General features: G+C 43.5%; 21 protein-coding genes. 9 read left to right on the forward strand and 12 right to left on the reverse strand.

The window, feature by feature from the left end; genetic code table 11:
• Nucleotides 1-16 precede the first annotated feature (16 nt).
• The 5 genes from C6Y01_RS16525 to C6Y01_RS16545 all read right to left on the reverse strand — a co-directional run bounded on the left by C6Y01_RS16525 (nucleotide 17) and on the right by C6Y01_RS16545 (nucleotide 5,331).
• On the reverse strand, nucleotides 17-862 hold the full coding sequence (locus C6Y01_RS16525) for a GAF domain-containing protein (protein ID WP_034664090.1): 846 nt from the start codon (nucleotides 860-862) through the stop codon (nucleotides 17-19).
• Between the two features lie 164 nt (nucleotides 863-1,026).
• The gene (locus C6Y01_RS16530; protein ID WP_034664088.1) at nucleotides 1,027-2,403 is read right to left on the reverse strand and encodes an aspartate kinase; all 1,377 of its coding nucleotides are present in this window, start codon (nucleotides 2,401-2,403) and stop codon (nucleotides 1,027-1,029) included.
• Nucleotides 2,404-2,576: 173 nt separating this feature from the next.
• Nucleotides 2,577-4,010: an MDR family MFS transporter gene (locus C6Y01_RS16535; protein ID WP_034664086.1), complete on the reverse strand. Its 1,434-nt coding sequence runs from the start codon at nucleotides 4,008-4,010 to the stop codon at nucleotides 2,577-2,579.
• 16 nt (nucleotides 4,011-4,026) lie between these two features.
• Nucleotides 4,027-4,893: a TetR/AcrR family transcriptional regulator gene (locus C6Y01_RS16540; RefSeq protein WP_223249956.1), complete on the reverse strand. Its 867-nt coding sequence runs from the start codon at nucleotides 4,891-4,893 to the stop codon at nucleotides 4,027-4,029.
• 138 nt (nucleotides 4,894-5,031) lie between these two features.
• Nucleotides 5,032-5,331 carry a hypothetical protein gene (locus C6Y01_RS16545; protein WP_223249957.1) on the reverse strand — a complete coding sequence of 100 codons (300 nt, stop codon included), beginning with the start codon at nucleotides 5,329-5,331 and terminating at the stop codon, nucleotides 5,032-5,034.
• 39 nt (nucleotides 5,332-5,370) lie between these two features.
• Here C6Y01_RS16545 and C6Y01_RS16550 point away from each other — a divergent pair, with 39 nt between their 5' ends.
• Entirely contained in the window at nucleotides 5,371-5,682 is a 312-nt protein-coding gene (locus tag C6Y01_RS16550) for an ArsR/SmtB family transcription factor (RefSeq protein WP_034664461.1), read from the forward strand.
• A 29-nt stretch (nucleotides 5,683-5,711) separates the two neighbouring features.
• On the opposite strand, the gene gabR is transcribed toward C6Y01_RS16550, so the two are convergent.
• Nucleotides 5,712-7,136, reverse strand: a complete 1,425-nt coding sequence (gabR, locus tag C6Y01_RS16555; protein ID WP_106038521.1) for a MocR-like transcriptional regulator GabR — start codon at nucleotides 7,134-7,136, stop codon at nucleotides 5,712-5,714.
• Nucleotides 7,137-7,244: 108 nt separating this feature from the next.
• On the opposite strand from gabR, the gene gabT reads away from it, so the two are divergent.
• From gabT to C6Y01_RS16570, 3 genes are read left to right on the forward strand one after another with little or no spacing between them, the layout of a single operon-like run.
• A complete protein-coding gene (gene gabT / locus C6Y01_RS16560) occupies nucleotides 7,245-8,561 on the forward strand; it encodes a 4-aminobutyrate--2-oxoglutarate transaminase (protein ID WP_106038522.1) in 1,317 nt (438 codons plus the stop codon).
• A gap of 21 nt (nucleotides 8,562-8,582) precedes the next feature.
• Entirely contained in the window at nucleotides 8,583-9,971 is a 1,389-nt protein-coding gene (locus tag C6Y01_RS16565; protein WP_034664075.1) for an APC family permease, read from the forward strand.
• Complete coding sequence (locus C6Y01_RS16570) at nucleotides 9,946-11,340, forward strand: NAD-dependent succinate-semialdehyde dehydrogenase (RefSeq protein ID WP_106037096.1); 1,395 nt, start codon at nucleotides 9,946-9,948, stop codon at nucleotides 11,338-11,340. The genes C6Y01_RS16565 and C6Y01_RS16570 overlap by 26 nt, the downstream gene beginning before the upstream one ends.
• Nucleotides 11,341-11,384: 44 nt before the next feature.
• Here the strand turns inward: C6Y01_RS16570 and C6Y01_RS16575 are convergent, their stop codons facing one another.
• The 3 genes from C6Y01_RS16575 to C6Y01_RS16585 form a co-directional block, all read right to left on the reverse strand.
• Nucleotides 11,385-11,981, reverse strand: a complete 597-nt coding sequence (locus C6Y01_RS16575; protein ID WP_106038523.1) for an NAD(P)H-dependent oxidoreductase — start codon at nucleotides 11,979-11,981, stop codon at nucleotides 11,385-11,387.
• Nucleotides 11,982-12,138: 157 nt separating this feature from the next.
• Entirely contained in the window at nucleotides 12,139-12,753 is a 615-nt protein-coding gene (locus C6Y01_RS16580) for a YcnI family copper-binding membrane protein (RefSeq protein ID WP_034664065.1), read from the reverse strand.
• A 16-nt stretch (nucleotides 12,754-12,769) separates the two neighbouring features.
• Nucleotides 12,770-14,404 (reverse strand): copper resistance CopC/CopD family protein, encoded by a 1,635-nt coding sequence (locus tag C6Y01_RS16585; protein WP_106038524.1) that lies wholly within the window; start codon nucleotides 14,402-14,404, stop codon nucleotides 12,770-12,772.
• Between the two features lie 506 nt (nucleotides 14,405-14,910).
• Between C6Y01_RS16585 and C6Y01_RS16590 the strand changes: the two genes are divergently transcribed.
• The 5 genes from C6Y01_RS16590 to C6Y01_RS16610 all read left to right on the forward strand — a co-directional run bounded on the left by C6Y01_RS16590 (nucleotide 14,911) and on the right by C6Y01_RS16610 (nucleotide 20,474).
• On the forward strand, nucleotides 14,911-16,353 hold the full coding sequence (locus C6Y01_RS16590) for a PTS mannitol transporter subunit IIBC (protein WP_106038525.1): 1,443 nt from the start codon (nucleotides 14,911-14,913) through the stop codon (nucleotides 16,351-16,353).
• Nucleotides 16,354-16,450: 97 nt separating this feature from the next.
• Nucleotides 16,451-16,885 carry a PTS mannitol transporter subunit IIA gene (locus tag C6Y01_RS16595; RefSeq protein WP_034664060.1) on the forward strand — a complete coding sequence of 145 codons (435 nt, stop codon included), beginning with the start codon at nucleotides 16,451-16,453 and terminating at the stop codon, nucleotides 16,883-16,885.
• 1 nt (nucleotide 16,886) lies between these two features.
• Entirely contained in the window at nucleotides 16,887-18,008 is a 1,122-nt protein-coding gene (locus tag C6Y01_RS16600; RefSeq protein ID WP_106038526.1) for a mannitol-1-phosphate 5-dehydrogenase, read from the forward strand.
• Nucleotides 18,009-18,106: 98 nt separating this feature from the next.
• Nucleotides 18,107-19,855: a methyl-accepting chemotaxis protein gene (locus C6Y01_RS16605; RefSeq protein WP_034664058.1), complete on the forward strand. Its 1,749-nt coding sequence runs from the start codon at nucleotides 18,107-18,109 to the stop codon at nucleotides 19,853-19,855.
• Between the two features lie 226 nt (nucleotides 19,856-20,081).
• Nucleotides 20,082-20,474, forward strand: a complete 393-nt coding sequence (locus C6Y01_RS16610) for a RidA family protein (protein ID WP_034664057.1) — start codon at nucleotides 20,082-20,084, stop codon at nucleotides 20,472-20,474.
• Nucleotides 20,475-20,515: 41 nt separating this feature from the next.
• Here C6Y01_RS16610 and C6Y01_RS16615 read toward each other — a convergent pair whose 3' ends face one another.
• Genes C6Y01_RS16615 through C6Y01_RS16625 form a run of 3 tightly spaced genes read right to left on the reverse strand, consistent with a single transcriptional unit; the run spans nucleotide 20,516 to nucleotide 21,462 of the window.
• Nucleotides 20,516-20,740, reverse strand: coding sequence for a DUF2651 domain-containing protein (locus C6Y01_RS16615; protein WP_392387686.1), 225 nt, complete (start codon nucleotides 20,738-20,740; stop codon nucleotides 20,516-20,518).
• 25 nt (nucleotides 20,741-20,765) lie between these two features.
• Nucleotides 20,766-21,059 (reverse strand): DUF5316 domain-containing protein, encoded by a 294-nt coding sequence (locus C6Y01_RS16620; protein ID WP_106038527.1) that lies wholly within the window; start codon nucleotides 21,057-21,059, stop codon nucleotides 20,766-20,768.
• A gap of 25 nt (nucleotides 21,060-21,084) precedes the next feature.
• Complete coding sequence (locus C6Y01_RS16625; protein WP_034664051.1) at nucleotides 21,085-21,462, reverse strand: VOC family protein; 378 nt, start codon at nucleotides 21,460-21,462, stop codon at nucleotides 21,085-21,087.
• Between the last annotated feature and the right edge of the window lie 67 nt (nucleotides 21,463-21,529).

A 21,529-nucleotide genomic window follows, 5' to 3' on the forward strand; every position in this document is an offset into this window, starting at 1 on the left:
TTTTGTGTATCATTTCTTATTCCATTTTAGTAAACGTCAAGCCAATATGAGCAAGTGCCTGCGGCAAGTCTTTCCGGATGGTGATGTCTTTAAATGAAATATTCGACTGAATCGCACTTAGAGCAAGATCTTGTTTAATTCCTGTTAAAACAGCCGAAATTCCTAAAAGTTTCAGCGTTTGTGCATAGCTGACCAAATATTGAATGCTCTGTTCATTCAGGCGTTTTGTTCCCGATACATCAATGACCAAATGAGAGAGCGACAGTCTGTAGCTTTCCTGTAAAATGGTTTCTAAAATATGCTGAGCACGTGTCTCTTCGATATCACCTAGGAGAGGAAGCACGGCGACACCGTCAACAACAGGGACGATCGGTACAGATAATTGCTGAATCTGCCGGTTGGCACGGTCGAGTTCGAGGACGTAGCTTAATAAAGAAGCCATCGTTTCAAACATATGCACGTGTTCTTCTGTGAATTGCTGCGGCCTTAGATCAAGCCCGCAAATCGTTCCGTAGTTCGTACCATCTGTAAAATCAATCGGTACTCCAATGAATGATCCGCCTTGAAGACGTTTCGTGACTTCTAAGTATTTAGAACGATCATCCAATGATATATCAGGGATCACAAGCGTATCCTGATGATCGACCGCCAGCTTGCAAAATGTCTTCTCGTAAGGAATTTCTTCTCCTTCTTCAAGAAGCTGCTCGTCATGATTTAGCACCTTGACAATCTGATTGGTGGTTTGATCGTTTTTAGCAATAAACAGTGTATTCACATCAGTGAATTGACTCATCATGTTTAAAATACTCGTAGAAGCATCATGAAAATTGCGAAACTGTTTTAATAGTTGTTGACGAGGCATTGTTTTAGGACTCCTTGTAGCTCCGATCATAGACCGGAACAATAGTTGATTTGTCTCTATCATACAAAATGAAACGAGAAATAGATATATTTTAATGCGCAAATTCATGTGAATCGGGCGAGAACAAAAAAGACTGCCGATCCTGAGATCTGGCAGTCTGCTGGTTAAAGGGAGACAGGGACGGTAGACATAGAGAAAAATTCCTCATACAACGCTTGCACGGCTTCTTTTTCTTGAGCCGCTTTGACGCCAAACATCATGCTGACCTCTGAAGAGCCTTGATTGATCATTTCAATATTGACCTTCGCTTTTGACAGCGCCTCTGCCGCTCTTGCTGTGGTTCCAACATTGTGACGCATCGCTTCTCCTACAACCATAATGAGTGAGAGATTCGGCTCTAAAACGACCTCATCTGCATCAAGCACGAGCTTCAAGCGGTCGAGCAGCTCTTGTTCAATATGCTGCTCCTCCAGCTGATCCTGTCTTAAAATAATGTTCATATCATCAATGCCAGAAGGGACGTGTTCATACGTAAGCCCATATTCCTCTAGTGTTTGCAGCACCTTGCGTCCAAAACCGACTTCTCGGTTCATCAAATACTTGCTAATATAAATGCTGCAAAATCCGCTGTCTGAGGCGATTCCGACAACTGGTCCATTTGTATGATCTCTCTGGTTCACGATTTTTGTGCCTTTTGCCGAGGGATTATTGGTGTTTTTAATTTGCACAGGAATGCCTGCACGGAAGGCTGGAATGAGTGCTTCATCATGGAACACAGAAAAACCAGCATAGGACAGCTCGCGCATTTCCCGGTACGTCAGCTCTGTAATCTCCTTCGGCTCATGAACGATCGTTGGATTAACAGCGTAAACAGCATCCACATCTGTAAAGTTTTCATACACTTCTGCCTTCAAACCGTTTGCTAAAATGGAACCGGTAATATCGGAGCCGCTGCGAGAAAAGGTGACAATATCTCCCGATAGGCTAAAGCCAAAAAAGCCAGGGAATATGATGATGCCAGAGCGCCCTCTTAATTTGTACAAATGATCATATGACTCCGGAAGGACTTGCGCTTGGCCAGGCTCATCGCTCACAAATAAACCAGCTTCCTTTGGATTCACATAGTGAGCTTCGACACCTTGATGGCGGAAATAGGCGGCAATGAGCTTTGCGTTATTGTCTTCACCGCTTGCTTTGATGGCATCAAGATATCGCTCTGGACGAGACGAATCAGCCTGTAAGAGGGCGTCTAGATCTTGCCTGATGGTGTCAATCACGTCATGACTTAATCCGAGTTCATCCGCAATGGAGGCATACCGTTCGATGACGGCTTCCTGTAAATCGTGTGCTTCGCCTAAACGTAAATATTGCTCACCGCAGCTAATTAATAGATCGGTGACCTTCGTATCCGTTGAATGCCGTTTTCCTGGTGCGGAAACAACGACTGCTTTTCGAGCTGGATCTGCTGTTACAATGTCAAATACCTTTTGCAGCTGCTTGCCAGATGCAAGTGAACTGCCACCAAATTTAACGACCTTCAATGCATACATCTCCTATAGTAAAAATTTTCTCACAAATTGAATAGTTCCTATTATCAACTCTTTTCTTTAAATTATCAAGGTTTTTCTTCGCTGTAAATACAAATGTCCTTTTGGAGAGGACGATATAGCGTGAGTATATGAAAAAAGAGCCGGCAATATGCCGAGCTCTTTTCTTATGAAGAAGATGAGGAGGAAGATAGCTCCTGCTTCATCACTTTATTCTCGCGTTTTTCCTTTAAGAAAAAAGAGAGGACGAGTCCAAGGACCGCAATCAAACCAGACACGATAAATGATGTGTTCATGCCGTGAACGGCTGATTTTAATGGGCTGGCTAATTCTGCATTTGCAGCAGAACTGCTCATGATGGAGACAAGCACAGCCGTCCCAATGGAGCCGCCCATTTGTCTCATCGTGTTATTCATCGCTGTCCCATGCGGGATCAAATGAGGCGGTAAAGAGTTAATACCTGCGGTTGTCAGCGGCATCATGATCATCCCAACCCCGATTAAGCGAAGCGTGTAGGCGACCGTAATGAGGGCGATGGATGAATCAAGGGTGAGCAGCATAAATGGCAGGGTAGTAACAGTAAGTATCGTAAACCCGCCTAATGCCAGCCCTTTTCCACCGACTTTATCAAAAATCCGTCCAATAATTGGTGAGAGGAGCCCCATAAAGAGAGCACCAGGCAATAAGATCAGTCCTGTATCAAGAGCAGACAATCCTCTGACATTTTGCGTATAGAGCGGCAGAATCGTCTCTGTCCCAATCAATAAAGCAAAGACAAGCATCCCAAGGAAGGTCGTTAAGCTAAAGATCGCAAACTTAAAGACACCAAATTCAAGCATCGGTCTTGTCAAATTCGACTGGCGCAGAATAAAGAAGAACAAGCTCACAGCGCCGACAATCAGCGATATGAGGACAGTGGCACTCGTCCAGCCATATGTTCCGACACTAGAAAATCCGTAAAGCAGCCCGCCGAAACCGAAGGACGACAAGATGACTGATAAAACATCAATACGTGTCTCTCTTTGCTGCGTTACATTTTTCATTAAGAAGAAAGCAAGAATGAGATCAATGATACCGATTGGCAGAACAATATAGAACAAGAACTTCCAGCTGAAGGAATCAACAATCCAGCCGCCAAGTGTCGGCCCAAGCGCTGGTGCGAACGAAATGACAAGACCGACCATGCCCATCGCCTGCCCGCGCTTTTCTTTCGGGAAAATGGTTAAAAAGATCGTTTGCATCAGCGGCATTAAAATCCCTGCGCCGGCTGCCTGCACAATACGCGCTGCAAGTAATACAGGGAAATTCGTTGCAAATGAAGCAAGAATTGTACCGGCTGTAAAGATGCTAAGCGCCGTTAAAACTAAAGAACGGCTTGAAAATTTCTCGATTAAGAAAGCCGTGATCGGGATGAGAATCCCGTTTGTCAGCATAAAGGCTGTGGTGAGCCACTGTCCCTTGCTGACATCAATATTGAATTCCTCCATGATATGTGGGATCGCTGGAATGAGGAGCGTTTGGTTTAAAATCGCGACGAATGCCCCAACGAGGAAAATCCCCACAATCACAGATCGATTATACGATGTTGTTGATTGGTTCATGTTATCCCTTCTTTATCTATAGAATGATGCTTTTCAGCTGTGACACGTTTTGTGATAAAGCGCTGTTTTTACCTAAATAATCGAGCAATGAGCTGATTAAAAAGGTTCTCGGTTGGTCCTTTGATAATTCTTGGCTCAGCAGCTCAAACGCAGAGAGGAGATCGTCCTTTTCTTCTCCGTTTGGCAGTGCGTGAAGCTCTTGTTTGATCTTCGTTAAGGACGAGATGACAAGCTTTTCTTCATCATATTCGTCCTGTGAAGAAAGCAAATAAGAGTCCATCAGCTGATCTGTTAACACAGGCTCAATGGAACAAGGCTTTTTCGACACACGGTCCATCACGCCGATAATCATTTCGGCGGCATTTTCTAATTGGATGTTCTTGCGCTCAATCGCCAGCATTAAGATGAATTCTCTCATTAATCCGTTGAGGACGATCACAAGATCCCAGACATAAGGAGCGACAGATTCACCATATGTGCTTAAAATAATGTCTCTGTGCCGCTGCATGATAATGGAGCGTGTCTCACGTAAATGCTTAATGACAATGGGCGAATGCTGCGAAAAAGCTTCAAAGGACAGCATATTCAAAAATTTATGATTCTCTTTAAACTCTTCAAGCTCAAGTTTGATCTTCTTTGTGAATTTTTCCTTTTTGGACAGCGTCGTTTCTGAATGAATGATCTGAGAAATCTCTCTCATTTTGCACTGATTGTATTTAATCAGTTCTAATAGAAGAGCTTCCTTTGAATCAAACAGTTTATAAATAGACGCTTTTGATATTTTACAGGCATCGGCAATTGACTGCATGGAGACACTCATATAGCCTTTTTGAGAAAATAATTTCTTTGAAACCCGCAAAATCTCTTCTTGCTTTTCGTTCATCTTCATAAGTCCTTTCCGAATCGGTAAAACCATATGGTCACAATGGAAACCGAGTGGTCACTTTTGCAATGATAACAAAACCAATGACCCATGACAAGAAAAGAAACTTAAAAAATACCTATCTATATGACAGGTATTTTATCCTTCCGCATGTGCGGCATATATGATGATCTGTCCGTTAAGTTCGACGATCAAAAGGTCTTTTCGCTGCTTTACACAGTATATAGCTTTCCCTTTTTTTAACCTGGAAGCTGTGCCGTGATCAAAATTCTTGGCAGCTGTTTTCTGAATGACACCTACTTGCTGATCTTTAGTGACGGTTAGTTGATGGGTCCAATCTACATTTGCTTGATAGACAGTCCTTCCCTTCAAGACAGCTTTTATATAGTCATAGTCGTTTCCAAAGGATGTATCGTTACTTTGTATGAGGCGAGTCATGAGATTGTATGTTGGCACAAAATACGATACATTTATCGTATGAATAATCCAATCCATCCAACTCAAGAAGACATAAGACTGATTTCTGTGCTGCACGCATTGGCTGATCCAATCCGGTTAGAAATTGTCCGCTGCTTAGCAGAAGCGGGCGAGAGGACATGCGGTACGTATGAGATGAATATTGCCAAATCTACGCTTTCTCATCACTTCAAAGTGCTGAGGGAGGCAGGCGTCGTGAAAGTGAGAATTGACGGTAAACACCGCTACTATTCTTTAAGAAAAGAAGACATCGAGACCGCTTTTCCTGGACTCGTGTCATCCATTTTAGCCGTAGATAAAGAGCGGTGGTAAGCCAGCTGTCTGTAAAGCAGCTGGCTGTTTTATTTCCCATAAATCGACTCATACAGCCTTTTCACCGCCGGCTCAATATCCTCTGGCCGCATATGAGAGAAGCCGAGGACGAGTGGAACAAAGCCTTCCTGATGCCCCGGCAATTGCTCATCAAGGGTAAAACGGTCCATCCCGTACATTTTAAGCTTTCTTTCTTTGGCTCGCTGTAAAATCTCATGCTGCGTGCGGTTTGAGCGGAACTCTGCGATAAAATGAAGTCCAGCATTTTCCCCAATAATCCGTACATTGTCAGTAAAAACCGTGTCGAGCTCTTCAATGAGCTGCTTCCGCTTTTCCTCATATAAACCATTCATCCTCTTAATATGCCGCTGATACGCCCCATCTTTTATAAAATGAAGAAGGGTGTATTGTGTAAAAAGGTTGGCTGTTTGAATGAAGAAGTGCTGTTCTTTCTTATAGCGTCTCAATAAATGCTGCGGGAGCACCATGTAGCTTATCCTTAAGCCTGGCAGCAATGACTTTGAAAAGGTCCCCATATAAATGACTTTGTCATATCGATCCAAACTTTGCAGCGCTGGAATGCTGTCTGTACCATACTTGAATTCACTGTCATAATCATCCTCAATGATATAACGGCCGGGATGATCGGCTGCCCAGTTTAAGAGCTGAATCCGCCGTGAAATCGGCATGATGACGCCAGTCGGAAACTGATGTGAAGGGGTAATGATCAACACATTCGGCTCTTTCTTCTGAATGTCACTCATCCGCACCCCTTTTTGATCAATGCCAATCGTTTCAATTCGGTGATGATTGTTTTTTAGCATTTGATAGAGCCGGCGATAGCCAGGGTTTTCTAATCCGTATACTTGATCGGCTGGAAGAATGCTTGATAAAGAATGGATAAGTGACTGCGTGCCTGCACTTAAAATGAGCTGTTCTGGATAGCATTTGACCCCTCGCGCAAGCCCGATCAACCGGGCAATCGTTTCCCGAAGCTCGTACACACCTTGTGGATGCGGAAGCTCACCAAAGGCTTCTTGGTGGAGACTGATCGCCTTTTGTTCACTTTTCAGCCAGCTTTTAAATGGAAAATTGGCTGTATCAACAGAGATATGTGAAAAGGAATACCAGTCGTCCCGTGCAATCGGCTCCTCCTTTAAATCTGCTGGAAGGGAAGAGGGTTTCAGCTGACCTGACTCATGAAACGTTTCTAATGATTCCACAAAAAAACCTTTGCGTTCAACCGAATATAAATATCCCTCAGCAAGCAGCTGCTGATATGCGCCATTCACTGAATTGACGCTGACGTTTAATGTATCGGCTAACTCTCGTTTTGAGGGTAATTGATCGTGCGGCTGAAGGTTTCGGTTTAAAATTTCACCTTTAATTTTCGTATAAATTTGATGATAAATAAATCCGTTTGCCCCTGTTTGGTCTAGTTGAATTGTCAGCATCTCGTCATTCCTTCCTCTCTGGTACCATGAAAAAAATGATATTGGTACTTTCTATCATACCAAAAAATATTCAGAATAATAAAAAAGACATAAAGGGGATGGATGACAATGAGTCAAACGACAACAAACCGTTTTTCAACAGAAGAATGGCAGGGGAAAAGAGACCAATACGTCGCAAGAGGCGTGAGTAATGGCAACCGTCATCTTGCAGCGAAGGGGAAGGGAGCCGAGCTGTTCGATATCGATGGGAAACGTTTTATCGATTTTGCAGGCGCTATCGGTACATTAAATGTAGGCCATTCACATCCAAAGGTTGTGGAAGCCGTCAAAGCACAGGCAGACAGTCTGATTCACCCAGGATTCAACGTCATGATGTACGAATCGTATATTGAATTGGCAGAGAAGCTATGCCGCCTCACACCAGGCGATCATGACAAGAAAGCCATTTTTCTCAATTCAGGTGCAGAAGCTGTTGAAAATGCGGTGAAAATTGCACGTAAATATACGAAAAGACAGGCCGTTGTGTCGTTTACAAGAGGCTTTCACGGCAGAACGAATATGACGATGAGCATGACGAGCAAGGTCAAGCCATATAAATTTGGGTTCGGACCATTTGCGTCAGAGGTGTATCAAGCGCCGTACCCTTATTACTATCAAAAGCCAGAAGGATTAAGCGATGCAGCCTACGATGAGTACATCATTGATCAATTCAATCAATTCTTCGTCGCAGCCGTTGCACCAGAAACCGTTGCTTGTGTGGTCATGGAGCCAGTCCAAGGGGAGGGCGGTTTTATTGTACCATCGAAGCGTTTTGTACAGCACGTTGCTTCATTCTGTCAGCAGCACGGGATTGTCTTTGTGGCAGATGAGATCCAAACAGGCTTTGCGAGAACAGGGAAATATTTTGCCATTGAGCACTTTGATGTAGTGCCGGACTTAATCACGGTGTCAAAATCTCTTGCCGCTGGATTGCCGCTAAGCGGTGTAGTAGGCAGAAAGGAAATACTTGATGCGGCAGATCCAGGTGAGCTCGGGGGGACATATGCAGGAAGTCCATTAGGCTGTGTGGCAGCACTAGCGGTTCTTGATATTATTGAAACGGAACAATTGAATCAACGATCTGAGCACATCGGACAAGTCATTGAGGACAAAGCAAATGATTGGAGAACAACGTATCCATTCATTGGAGAAGTCCGCCGATTAGGGGCAATGGCGGCGATTGAAATTGTGGAAGATCAAAAAACGCGTACACCAGATAAGAAAACAGCCGCAGCGATTGCAGCATATGCAAATGAGCACGGGCTGCTCTTATTAACGGCAGGGATTAATGGGAATATTATTCGCTTCTTAACACCACTTGTCATCACAGATGAGCTGCTGAATGAAGGACTAGGGATCATCGAGGACGCCTTCAAAGCACGCTAAACAACAAAGGGGGATGGTTGTATGCAAAAACAACAAATGGCAAAAACCATGTCGCAGTCTGACGTACTGTTTTTATCCATTGGTGCAATGCTTGGATGGGGCTGGGTTGTACTTTCGGGAGATTGGATTTTAACAGCAGGATTTTTAGGCAGTGTCATCGCCTTTGTCATCGGCGGTATTCTCGTCATCTTTATTGGACTCACGTATGCTGAGCTTTCGTCTGCAATTCCAGAGACGGGAGGAGGGCTCGTCTTTGTCCAGCGGGCATTTGGGATGAAATCAGCGTTCGTCTCAGCATGGGGCGTATTGTTTGGTTATGTGTCCGTCATTACGTTTGAAGCTGTTGCCTTGCCGACAGTTATTGATTATGTCATTCCAACACAGCATGTTGGCTTCCTATGGAATATAGGGGGATGGGACGTTTATTTCACATGGGTGTTGATTGGATCTGGTGGTGCATTGTTTTTAACAGCACTGAATTACATTGGGGCAAAGCCTGCGGCCATTTTTCAGTCTGTGTTCACTGTAGCGATTATTTTGACAGGCTTTCTCCTTTTAGGTGGCGCGACATTTAATGGAGATTTTGCAAACCTTGAGCCAATGTTTCAAGGCGGGGTTGGCGGTCTTATGGCCGTGTTAGTCATGATTCCTTTTTTATTCGTTGGATTTGATGTGATTCCGCAAGTAGCAGCAGAGATTAATGCGCCAAAGAAAATCATTGGGAGAATATTAATTATCTCCATCGTGAGTGCGGTCGTATTTTATCTGCTTATTGTCTTTGGGGTAGCTGCGGGGCTGTCAAAAGGACAGCTTGAAGCCTCTTCATTGGCGACAGCAGATGCGATGGTGCAGCTGCTCGGTCATCAGGCGTTTGGAACAGTGCTTGTCATTGGCGGTGTAGCAGGGATTGTGACGAGCTGGAATGCTTTTATCATCGGTGCAAGCCGTATTCTATATGCGATGGCGGAAAGAGGCATGATTTCCAAATGGTTTGCGTATATTCATCCAAAGTATAAAACGCCGACAAATGCCATTTTATTTCTTGGTGCTTTGGCTTTTTTTGCTCCATTACTAGGGCGTCCTGCCCTCGTGTGGATTGTCAATGCGGGCGGTGTCGGAATTATCGTTGGGTACTTAATAGTGTCCATTGCCTTTATGAGACTTCGAAAAGCAGAACCAGAGCTTGAGCGTCCATACCGCATTAAGTATTGGCGGACGACAGGCGTTTTAGCTATCGGGCTGAGTCTCCTTTTTCTTTCATTTTATTTTCCAGGAATGCCGGCCTCCTTATCATGGCCAGCTGAATGGATATTGCTTTTAGGTTGGGCACTCATTGGGTATATACTATATGTAATGAATCCAAGAACGAAGGAGACGGTAGAGCATGACAAACGAACTCAAAGTGTATAATCCTGCAACAGGAGAAGAAATTGCTTCAGTTGCTCAGCATACAAAAGAACAGATCGAAGACGCCATTACCCGCTCACACAAAGCATTCAAAGCATGGGCAAAAATGTCTGCGCATGAACGTGCCAATATCATTCGCAAGTGGTTTGACCTCATGATTGAACATAAAGAAAGGCTCGCGAAAATCATCACGGAAGAAAACGGGAAGCCGTATCAAGAAGCATTAGGCGAAATCGTCTATGCAGCTGGATACATTGAATGGTACGCAGAGGAAGCCAAACGGATATACGGCAGAACCATTCCGTCACATACGACGAACAAACGCCTTTTTGTCACAAAGCAGCCAGTTGGTCCTGTTGCGGCCATTACACCGTGGAATTTCCCAGCAGCCATGATCACGAGAAAGGCTGCACCAGCACTTGCAGCGGGCTGTACGTTTATTGTGAAACCTGCTGAAGACACGCCGATGACGGCTATTGAACTTGTGAAATTAGGCCACGAAGCTGGAATTCCAGAGGATGCACTGCAATGGGTGGTTGGAGATGGAAAAGAAGTCGGTGAAATATTCACAGATAGTCCATTGATTCGCAAAATCACGTTCACAGGCTCAACGCCAGTCGGAAAGCATCTGATCAAAAACAGTGCGAGTACAGTCAAGCACGTATCAATGGAGCTTGGCGGTCATGCTCCGCTCATCGTAGACAAAGATGCCAATCTTGAACTAGCTGTCAAACAAGCAGTGGCATCTAAGTTCCGTAATGCAGGACAAACCTGTGTCTGTGCCAACCGCTTAATTGTACATGAAGACATTCATGAAGCATTTGCTCAAGGCTTCAGCAAAGAAGTAGAAAAGCTGAAAGTGGGAAATGGCTTTGAAGAAGGCACATCCATCGGCCCAATTATCAATAAGCGCGGCTTTGATAAAATTGTCGGCCAAATTCAAGATGCAGTCGATAAAGGAGCGAAAATTCTTGTCGGCGGAGATACGCATTTCGATGATGAAAAGTCGTATTATTTTGTCCAGCCAACGGTTCTCACACATGTAGACCCTTCAATGAACATTATGCATGAAGAAACCTTTGGGCCAGTGGCGCCGATTACGACGTTCAAAACGCTAGATGAAGCGATTGAATTAGCGAACGATACACCTTTTGGTCTTGCAGCTTATTTCTTTACAGAAAATTATCGAAACGGACTTTACATGTCAGAGAATCTTGATTACGGGATAATCGGCTGGAATGATGGCGGTCCATCGGCTGTTCAAGCACCATTCGGAGGAATGAAAGAAAGCGGAATTGGCCGTGAAGGCGGCATCGAAGGCATCGAACCCTATTTAGAAACCAAATATGTATCCATTGGTTTAGACGAATAGACGTGAAAAAGACTGCCTGAGGAATCTTGGCAGTCTTTTTTATGTTAAACAGCCGGCGGAAAAAGCTGCTCCACCGTTTCTTTTGTTTCTTTTAGAATTTCGTGGATGTAATCTGCTGGTGCCTGCTCCATGCTGCTGAACAAAAGTCGTTCAACAGGCTCAACACCAATAAAATTGAAGACTTCTGTATCTGTTGTCATGCGATGGGAGGCGGAAACGATCCGCTTAGAGTCAAGAAAGGTCCTTGGAGCATCATGCGTGTTGATAATGACACCTTTTTTGTGCCGAAGCAGGTTTTCAATAGCCCCATGCTCATTGATTTGATAAGCGAAGCCCTCAGAAAAAACGCGTTCTACATAGCCCTTTAGCATAGCGGGTAAGCCTGTCCACCAAATGGGAAAAATAAACGTTAGGACATCTGCTTGCTGAATCAGCTTCTGCTCTGTTTGAATGGCAATTGGGACATCACCCCCTTTGATCGCAGCCTTTTCCAACATGCTTAGCTCTGGCGAAAAACCAAGAGCATAGACATCACGAACAGTCACTTCATGACCATTGTTCAAAAGAGTGCTGACAACAAGATCTAATAAGGTTTGATTTAAGCTTTGCTGGGGATGAGCAAATATAATTAAATGGTTCATCTCATAGCCTCCTAGGTGGTCATGTGTCTCATTATGGCACGCGCCACCATCCTATTCAATCCTATATTGGTAATAATAGGTTGGAAAAATGATCTCGTGTTCAAGGTGGAAAGAAACAAAGCGATCGTTTCCGTGAAAACGATCGCTTACGAATCAATTATTTCTTTCTAAAAGCAAGCCCAAGCGCAATCAGTGCTACGACTAGAGCAGCAATGGACAACCCTAGCACAAGTGGTGAGGAAGAGTTGGAGGCTGTTTCAGATGCCTTTTCTTCTTTTGGTTTTTCTTGTCCATGTGAATCCGTTACCGTATTAGATGCCACAATGTTTGTGATCGAATGCGGCTTATCAGCATCTTTATCGCCTGTCCATTCAACGACCGTTCCATCCTTATAATATTGATATGCATCCCATGCAGCTTCACCTGCTTTTTCAGGGTTTTTCGCTACAAAAACGAATTGCTGGAACTGTCCGGCAAGCACGCCTTTACCCGTTGCTTCCCAAGTCACTCTTGTCACCTTGCCATCTTTTTCTTCAGTTGACGTTTTCCATCCAGGGACTGGCTCATATTGCTGGAATTCTACGCCTTTAGGTATTGTCACGACAACCTTAGTCGTTGGACTGTCACTCTCAGAAGGAACTTTTAACGTATAGGTTTCCCACGCATTTGTCGCAGACGTATCAGGCTTGACTGTGACATGAGCACTCACAGGAATCGCCAATAAAAATGAAGCGAGAAGCATTGGTAATAAAGCTTTAACGTATTTTTTCATATGGTATGAACTCCTTTTAGTTTCTTCTAATAAATGTGGTATCGATATTTTCAAAAGAACCAGTTAACGCATGGATTTCAATTTTCCAAGTGCCTTTTTCATTTAACAAGAGATTTTCAGCAGAGAAATGACCATTTTTTAATCGTTTCAGCTGAAATTCACTCGGTTTCTCTTCACCGAATAAGGCGACTTTATGGATCTTGGCTGTCACAGATTGAATATCAGTAATCGTTTGTCCATCCTTCTTCGTAAATGCGACTTCGAATGTGTTTTTTCCCGGGGCATTCGGGGTAATGCTCATGGACACAATGTCACGATGCTCGACCTGGTTTGCGCCAAAGAATGGCTCAGGTGCAGGCGGAGGAGGGCTCGGAATATTGGTGAACACAGCCGTTAATAACAAAATGGCGATTCCGATGATCCACTCAGCTCGTAACGAAACGTTTTGTTTCTGTTTCTTTTCCCATCTCAGCATCAAGTAATGGACAAGTCCTAGAAGGCCCATCAAGATAAATAAACCAAGCTTGATTAAAAAGGTTCGTCCATACGCTGATTCGAAAAGAGCATCAAACGATTGCAAAATGAAGATGGCATTCACAAATCCTGAAAACACAATGAGTCCAACAGAGAGCATCGCCCAAGGGTGAAACGCTGTTAACGTACTCCGTATGAGCGGCTGATCTTCATTTGGCAGCTTCTTCAGCAATAAAAGCACAATGGCTGTTAAACCACCGACCCAGATCGATGCAGAAACGAGATGGATGAAATCAAGGGACGTTGTCAGTATTTTATTATCTGTTGCTGCTGGATGTCCGATTTGTGCTTTCAGCCAGAGAAGCACTGCGAATAGGAGCAGTGGAAACAACCATACCCGAAAAGAAGTAAAAACCCCTTTTTTCATCGCGACTATGCTCCAAATGGTCAGAAGAACAAATGACACCATGAGCATCATCCACAAACTGCCGCCAGAAGTCGACGCAATGGTTTCTTGTAAGAGCGATGGTTGAAATGCCCCCAAAAAGGACACGTCTGCCGCTGATTTTGTTTGAATTGGCAGCTGGAACACGAGTGCTCCGCCCATCATGATCAGTGACAAAGTCAAAAGCCTCTTCATTCGTTTCGCTAATACAGGTGAAATGGATGTTTTAAACCAAAACAGTCCAAACAAAATGGTCCCGAGAAATAAGCTAAACGATGTATAAAGTAAGGCTTTATCAATGGTCGAGGCAACATCGATGGATTCATTCGTTTGACCTTGATCTAATTGGTCAAAGCCGCCATCCGCTTTGCCAATACTAAACGGGATCATGCCAGAGACAGAGTGTCCGTCTGCTGAAACCGCATTCCACTGAATGGTATATATTCCTTTTGGTAAATCCTTTTTTAAAGCAGCTTCCATGATTTTTTGATCTTTAATGACCGTATCTCCCTTATCCACACGATCACCTTTTGCATTGAGCACCTTAATGGCATGAAATCCGCTTTCGATTCCTTCACTAAATGTGATAGAGACCGAAGGAGGCTGCTTCTCCAGCTCTTCATTTGCCTCTGGATTCGAGCTGACGACGTATGCATGAGCAAATGCTTCCTTTGGAATGAAAAAAGCCAACGTGACGATAAGGAGCAGAAGCCACTTACTATGTTTCAACAAGTGAATAACCGCCTTTCTACCTATGAAAATGTCTCATGTATCAGAAAGAAAGCGGCAGTAAACTGTGAGTCACAGAAAAAACCGCTCCTCCTATTGTGCCGCTCACTCTAAAAGGTAAACGAAACAAACAGCAAGATGGTTCACTTTTTCTGTGTCATGTCTGCGCAGACATTTCTTGATTGAATAGGTTTGATCATGTATAAGCCTATTCGATTTAAGAAGAGGAAACAAGAAGAGACTATTTGAAAGTTGTGAAATTCCAATGAATTTTGCATCAAAACCACGGCACGTCAACCTTTTTACTCCATTTGTCCTATGCTCTGACAGAGAATTCACATCATATTTCAATTTTGTCACACACTAAGTGACAAAGTGACATTTAGTTTCAATTGAAGGGAAAGTGAAAGCGTTTTACGATAAGGTTAAGGGCTTCACTGACACTTATTATTATATCTTTTGACCTATAAAGCCCTGAATAAAGGGAGAGAAGAAAGGAGTTTTCATAGATGCAGGAAAAAAGCGGATTCCGCGTAAAAGTACAGCGCTTTGGAAGCTATTTAAGCGGCATGATTATGCCGAATATTGGAGCATTTATCGCTTGGGGACTCATTACGGCATTGTTCATTCCGAGTGGCTATTTGCCAAATGAACAATTAGCTTCACTTGTTGGTCCAATGATCAACTACTTACTGCCGCTCTTAATCGGTTACTCAGGCGGTAAGCTCGTATACGACCATCGAGGCGGGGTACTCGGTGCAACCGCGACGATTGGGGTCATTGTCGGTTCGGACATTCCAATGTTTTTAGGTGCCATGATCATGGGACCACTTGGCGGTTACTTGATTAAGAAAATTGATCAGCTGTTCAAAGATCGAATCAAATCGGGCTTTGAGATGCTTGTGAATAACTTTACGGCAGGGATTCTAGGTGCCATTCTTGTCGCGATTGCCTTCTACGCCATCGGCCCAGTGGTACTTGGTCTAAATAAAGCCCTTGCAGCTGGTGTAGATATCATTGTGAATGCACATTTGCTTCCGCTGGCAAGTATTTTCATTGAACCAGCGAAAGTCTTGTTCTTAAACAATGCGATTAATCAAGGAATTTTAGGTCCTTTAGGGGTGGAGCAAGCGGCAAAGACAGGGCAGTCCGTTCTGTTCTTGCTTGAAACAAACCCAGGACCAGGGTTAGGTGTTCTACTTGCGTACATGTTCTTTGGTAGAGGAAATGCGAAACAGTCTGCACCGGGTGCGATTGTCATTCAATTCTTAGGAGGAATTCATGAGATTTACTTCCCGTACATCTTAATGAAACCAAAGCTCATTTTGGCGGTGATTGCAGGGGGAGCAAGCGGCGTTCTGACCTTTACCCTGTTAAATGCAGGCTTAAAGGCTGTGCCGTCACCAGGAAGTATTATCGCCCTCATGCTGATGTCACCAAAAGGCGGACACCTTGCCGTTCTTGCAGGTGTTGTCGTGGCAGCCGTCGTATCATTCCTTGTCGCTTCTGTGATTTTGAAGGCTTCAAAAGCTGTTGATGAGGATCTAACAGCAGCAACAGAAAAGATGCAGGACATGAAAGGGAAGAAAAGCGCAGCAGCTGCTGCTCTCACAGCTCAAAAAGAAGATGCTGAAGCAAATGAGCAAGCAGCATCTCCAAGTGATGTCAATCCAGATGACGTGAACAAAATCATCTTTGCCTGCGATGCAGGAATGGGCTCAAGTGCGATGGGCGCATCCATCTTAAAGAATAAAGTCAAAAAGGCAGAGCTTGATATTGATGTGACAAACACATCCATCAGCAACATCCCAGATGACGCCGATGTGGTCTTTACTCATAAAGATTTAACAGACAGAGCCAAGGCGAAACTGCCGGGCGCTGTGCATATCTCAGTTGATAATTTCTTAAACAGCCCGAAATACGATGAGCTGATTGAGAAATTGAAAAAATAACATGACGAAACGGGTTGAGTTCAATTTTTCTTTATTGAACTCCCCGTTTTGGTTGTTTTTCTGATTTTCCATTCTAAAAAAAGGTGTGTGATCATTCATGAAACAAGTACTTTCAAAAGACAATATTTTTCTAAACGAACAAGCAGGCTCAAAAGAAGAAGCCATTAAAAAAGCGGGCGAGGTCCTAGTGGCAAACGGCTATGTCACAAGTGATTATGTTGACAAAATGTTTGAAAGAGAAAATATCTCATCTACATTTATGGGCAACGGGATTGCGATTCCTCATGGAACAGAGGATGCGAAAGCGGCTGTCCTTCATTCTGGGATTTCCATCATTCAAATTCCAGAAGGTGTTGAATACGGAGAAGGAAATATCGCCAAAGTTGTCTTTGGCATCGCTGGTAAAAACAACGAACACCTTGATATTCTTTCTCAAATTGCGATTGTCTGTTCAGAAGAAGAAAATGTAGAACGCATCATCCATGCAAAGGATCAGGATGAACTGATCGCCATTTTTAACGAGGTGAACTAACATGAAGGCACTTCATTTTGGAGCAGGAAATATCGGCAGAGGGTTTATCGGATCTTTGTTAAAAACATCAGGCTTTGAGCTTGTCTTTACCGATGTAAATGAAGCGGTCATCAACGAGCTGAATGAAAGAGGAGAATACACGGTTGAACTCGCAGCGCCGGGTCAAAAACAAGAAGTAGTCGGCCCAGTTAAAGCGATCAATTCTGCACAAGACACAGCGGCATTAACAGAGGCCGTCGCATCAGCCGATTTAATTACAACAGCTGTTGGACCAGCCGTTTTGAAGATCATAGCTTCATCGATTGCTGAAGGATTAAAACAGAAAAAGCCTGACCATATCATCAACATCGTGGCATGTGAAAATATGATTGGAGGCAGCTCTCATTTAAAAGAAGCCGTTTTCTCTCATTTAACAGAAGAGGAACAAGAAGCGTTGTCACAAACAGTTGGTTTTCCAAACGCTGCTGTGGACCGCATTGTTCCGATTCAGCACCATGAGGACATTCTGAAAGTATCAGTTGAGCCTTTTTTCGAGTGGGTCATTGATGAGACTGGCTTTATTGGTGACGTTCCTCAGATTGAAGGAGCAACCTTTGTAAAAGATTTGACGCCGTATATTGAGCGCAAACTCTTTACTGTCAACACAGGGCATGCACTAGCTGCTTATGTCGGGTATCAGCAAGGCGTTCAAACGATTAAAGAAGCCGTCGATACACCAGAGATTCGCCGAGTTATTGAAGGAGCACTTCGTGAAACAGGCAGTTATTTAATCGACACATATGGCTTTCAGAAAGAAGAACATGATGCCTATATTCAAAAAAACATCAAACGATTCGAAAATGCTTTTATCTCCGACGAAGTCACTCGTGTCGCACGTTCTCCTCTTAGAAAGCTGGGAGCAGACGACCGTTTAATCGGTCCAGCGAAAAAGATCAAACAGCCAGTGTACTTAATCAAAGGTATCGCTGCAGCTCTCGCTTATGACTTTGCCGAAGACGAAGAAGCGGTTCGTTTGCAGGCATTAAGAAAAGAAAAAGGCATTGAAGGTGTGCTGGAAGAAGTATGTGGCCTCACGCCAACAGACTATCTCTATCAAGCCATTCTGAAAGAAACAGCTCGATAATCAGAAAATCCCTTTCCAACGAGTGAAAGGGATTTTTTTACGACTTTTTTAATAGTTTTCCCCGCTTGACGATATATGATGTAAGGGGGAATTTGTATATGAAAAAGAAAACGTTTGCGTCAAGAAGTGTCTTTTTTCAATTAATGTCTGCCATTATCGTGATCACGATCTTAACCGGCGGACTTGTTGGGACAACGGGGTATTTGTTAGCGAAACATGTCTTAATTGATGCGGGGAAAGCAGATTTAAAGCACATCGTCAGCGGAGCAATGGCCACACTTGAACAGTTGAATGATCGTGTAGAGAAAAAAGAACTGACGCTTGAACAGGCGCAGGAACAAGCCCGTATTTACTTGAGCGGGCCTAAAAATGACAACGGGAAAGGGTACCAATTTCAAAAATCAGATTTTATCTATAAAAATAAAGGCTATCTCGTCGCATATGGAGCAGATTATTCCTCTCAAGTCCATCCTGTCAACGACATTGGCGTCATTCCAGATAACACGACCAATCGTGAAAAAATGGTCGCTGGAGCCAATGCAAAAGGCGAGGATACACACTATGTGACCTATCTAGATAAGGACGATGCCACCGGCGAAGAAAAGCAAAAGCTTGCCTATATGAGCCAGTTCACGCCATGGAATTGGAGTATCGGTATCGCCGTCTTCCAGGATGAATTTTATAAAGAATTAGAGCAGATGAAGCTCTATATCATGCTCATTACAGCAGGTGTCGCTCTTCTCGGTCTTGGCGTCTTTTATTTAGCTGCTCGAGGAAAAGTCAGACTGCTCAAGCAAGTCACTGCTGCTTCAAAAGAAATTGCGGCGGGGAATCTTGAACGCACGAGTTTAAAAGAAACAACAGATGAAATTGGACAGCTGGCAAAAGGCTTTAATCATATGTCAGGAGAACTCAGGGCACTTGTGAGCGGTCTACAGGAAACGAGCAGCCAGCTTGTTGAATCAGCGACAGATTTATCGGCGATATCTGAAGAAACCTCAGCCAGCAGTGAAGAAATTGGCCGAGCCATTGGCGACATATCGACCGGAACGCTTCATCAGGCATCTGACCTTGATGCAGCCAATCAACAAATGACCCAGTTCAATCAATCCATCGAAAATGTCAAAGAACAAAGCGATCAAATTAAACGAATCTCTGACCAATCGAGTCAATCATCGCAGCAGGGCCAGCAAATTGTTCAGCAATTAAAACAATCAAATGAACAATCAATTCAGGCGTCTAAAGGTATTAGAACAGGAATCGAGCAGTTAAGTATAAAAGTACAGGATATCTCTAAAATCACTGATACGATTGAAAGCATTTCAAATGAGACGAATTTACTAGCGCTGAATGCAAGCATTGAAGCAGCACGCGCAGGAGAGCAAGGCAAAGGCTTCTCGGTTGTGGCGAGTGAAGTGCGGAATTTAGCTGAGCAGACAAAGCAATCAGCCGTTCAAATTCAGCAAATGGTACAAGGCATTAAAGAAGAAACGACGGCAACAGCCGGTATGATGTCGAGCACAATGGATCGTTTTGCTGAGTTAGATGAAGCGGTACATGCAACAGAACATGAATTCAATGCCATCTCTGCGTCAATTTCACAAACCATCGTTGAAACAGACGCAATGGCAAAAGAGCTGAATGCATTGTTGGAGCAAAACGATCTCATCACAAAAGCGATGCAAGGCGCCGCCCATATTTCTCAAGAAAATGCCGCTGCGATCGAAGAGATCACCGCATCCACAGATGAACAAGTGACAGCCATCTCCAATGTGGCAAAAGCAGCAGAAAGGCTTAATGAATTAAGCATGAGATTGAATCAAGACATTGCGCGTTATCGTCTATAAATCATTTTGACTGTGTGTCTCGTATCAGGTACTATATAGTTAATCAAAACCTTGCTCACGCAATAAAAAGGAGTGTTTCGGTCATGAAAAAGAAGATATTGATGTTCTTACCTTGTGGCTATGGATACTCCACTGCTGTTTTCTTTTAGAATAGATAGAAATTGGTGAAGTCTGTCTACATGAGGAAGAATCTAGCAGAAAAATCAAAGTGAGTGAGGGATATAACATGGAAAAAATCACGAGAAAAAACCCAGAAAGTATGCCGAAGCCCGTTGGCAGCTATAGTCATATCACAAGAGTACCAAAGGGCGCGGGATTATTTGTTACATCGGGTCAAGTCGGAACAGATATCGATGGACAGGTCCCATCAAGTTTAAACGACCAAGTAACCAATACATTTGAAAATATTAAAAAAATCCTTGAATCAGAAGGATTGAATGAAGAGCATGTCATCAAGGTCAATATATGGGCAACGGAAGAAATCGACTGGGATCATCTATATCCTCAGTGGGATACGATCTTTAAAACAGCTTATCCATCAATGACGGTTGCTTATGTATCAGCTTTAGGATGGCCTGAGCTGAAAATTGAAATTGAGCTATGGTGCGCCGATATATGAACCAAAAAAAGAACAGTGCAAACTGTTCTTTTTTACTTGAGCTACTTTTGTAATCCATGCAGCAATAAACGTAAAGACGGTGTAGGTGATGACCCAAATGAGAAAGGATTCATTCCCGCCAATGTATGTGTACATGAGAATGACCTTGCTAACAGGACAATCAAAGTCGGCATCCAAACATTCTTCAAAAGCATTGTCCCAAAAATGCCAATCAGCACGGAAATAATGGGGAAGCCAAATACAACGAATAAGACAAAAACAGCCATATGACGAACTCCTTTTAACAAGTGTTTACATCAAAACATAAAAGATTGATACTGCCATGTGCGGAAGTGCAAAGATCATAATGAGAAAGGCCGTATCAAGACGCCATATGCGGTGCTCTTTTGTTTCAGAATGATAGGCTGCCCGCGTCTCTTCTCCGCTTGTCCAAGCCCCCATTAGAAGTCCAGACATCATGACGCCAATAATAGAGATTCCACCACTGATCCACCCTATCCACTCATGGTGCTGCAAAATAATAGCGGCACTGCAAATCACAGTCATTGAGCAAACACCGGCGATAAAGGCATGTTTTTTTCTCATGCTGATTCACTTCCTTCAAAGAAGATTAGGAGATGGCATCACATATTTCAATGAAATGCCCATCAGGATCAGCGGCATAAGCGACGGTTTGACCCCATGGTTTCTTTACAGGTTCTTTGATGATCGGAACCCCTTTTTCCTTCATTGATGCAATGGTTTGATCCACGTCATCCACAACAAACCCTATCTCAAACGTTTGAGAGGATTGATTTGCTTCAGGGACAGGTAATCCAAGTGCATCTTTGACATCCTGGCGTGAATTAATTGATAATGTCACGTCCCCCGTGTCAAACTCAACATAGGATTCAACCCTGAGTTTGATAGGAAAGCCAAGTACATGTTGATAGAAATGAATACTTGCCTCAACATCGTTTACATATAGAATGGTATATTTCATTTTCATGTGAAAAACTCCTCTCTTCATATACGTGTCAAAAACGGAAAGGTTTCCCACTCATTGTACCACATAG

Origin of the sequence: Bacillus sp. NMCC46 (assembly GCF_002998465.1) — a bacterium.
GTDB lineage: Bacteria > Bacillota > Bacilli > Bacillales > Bacillaceae > Bacillus.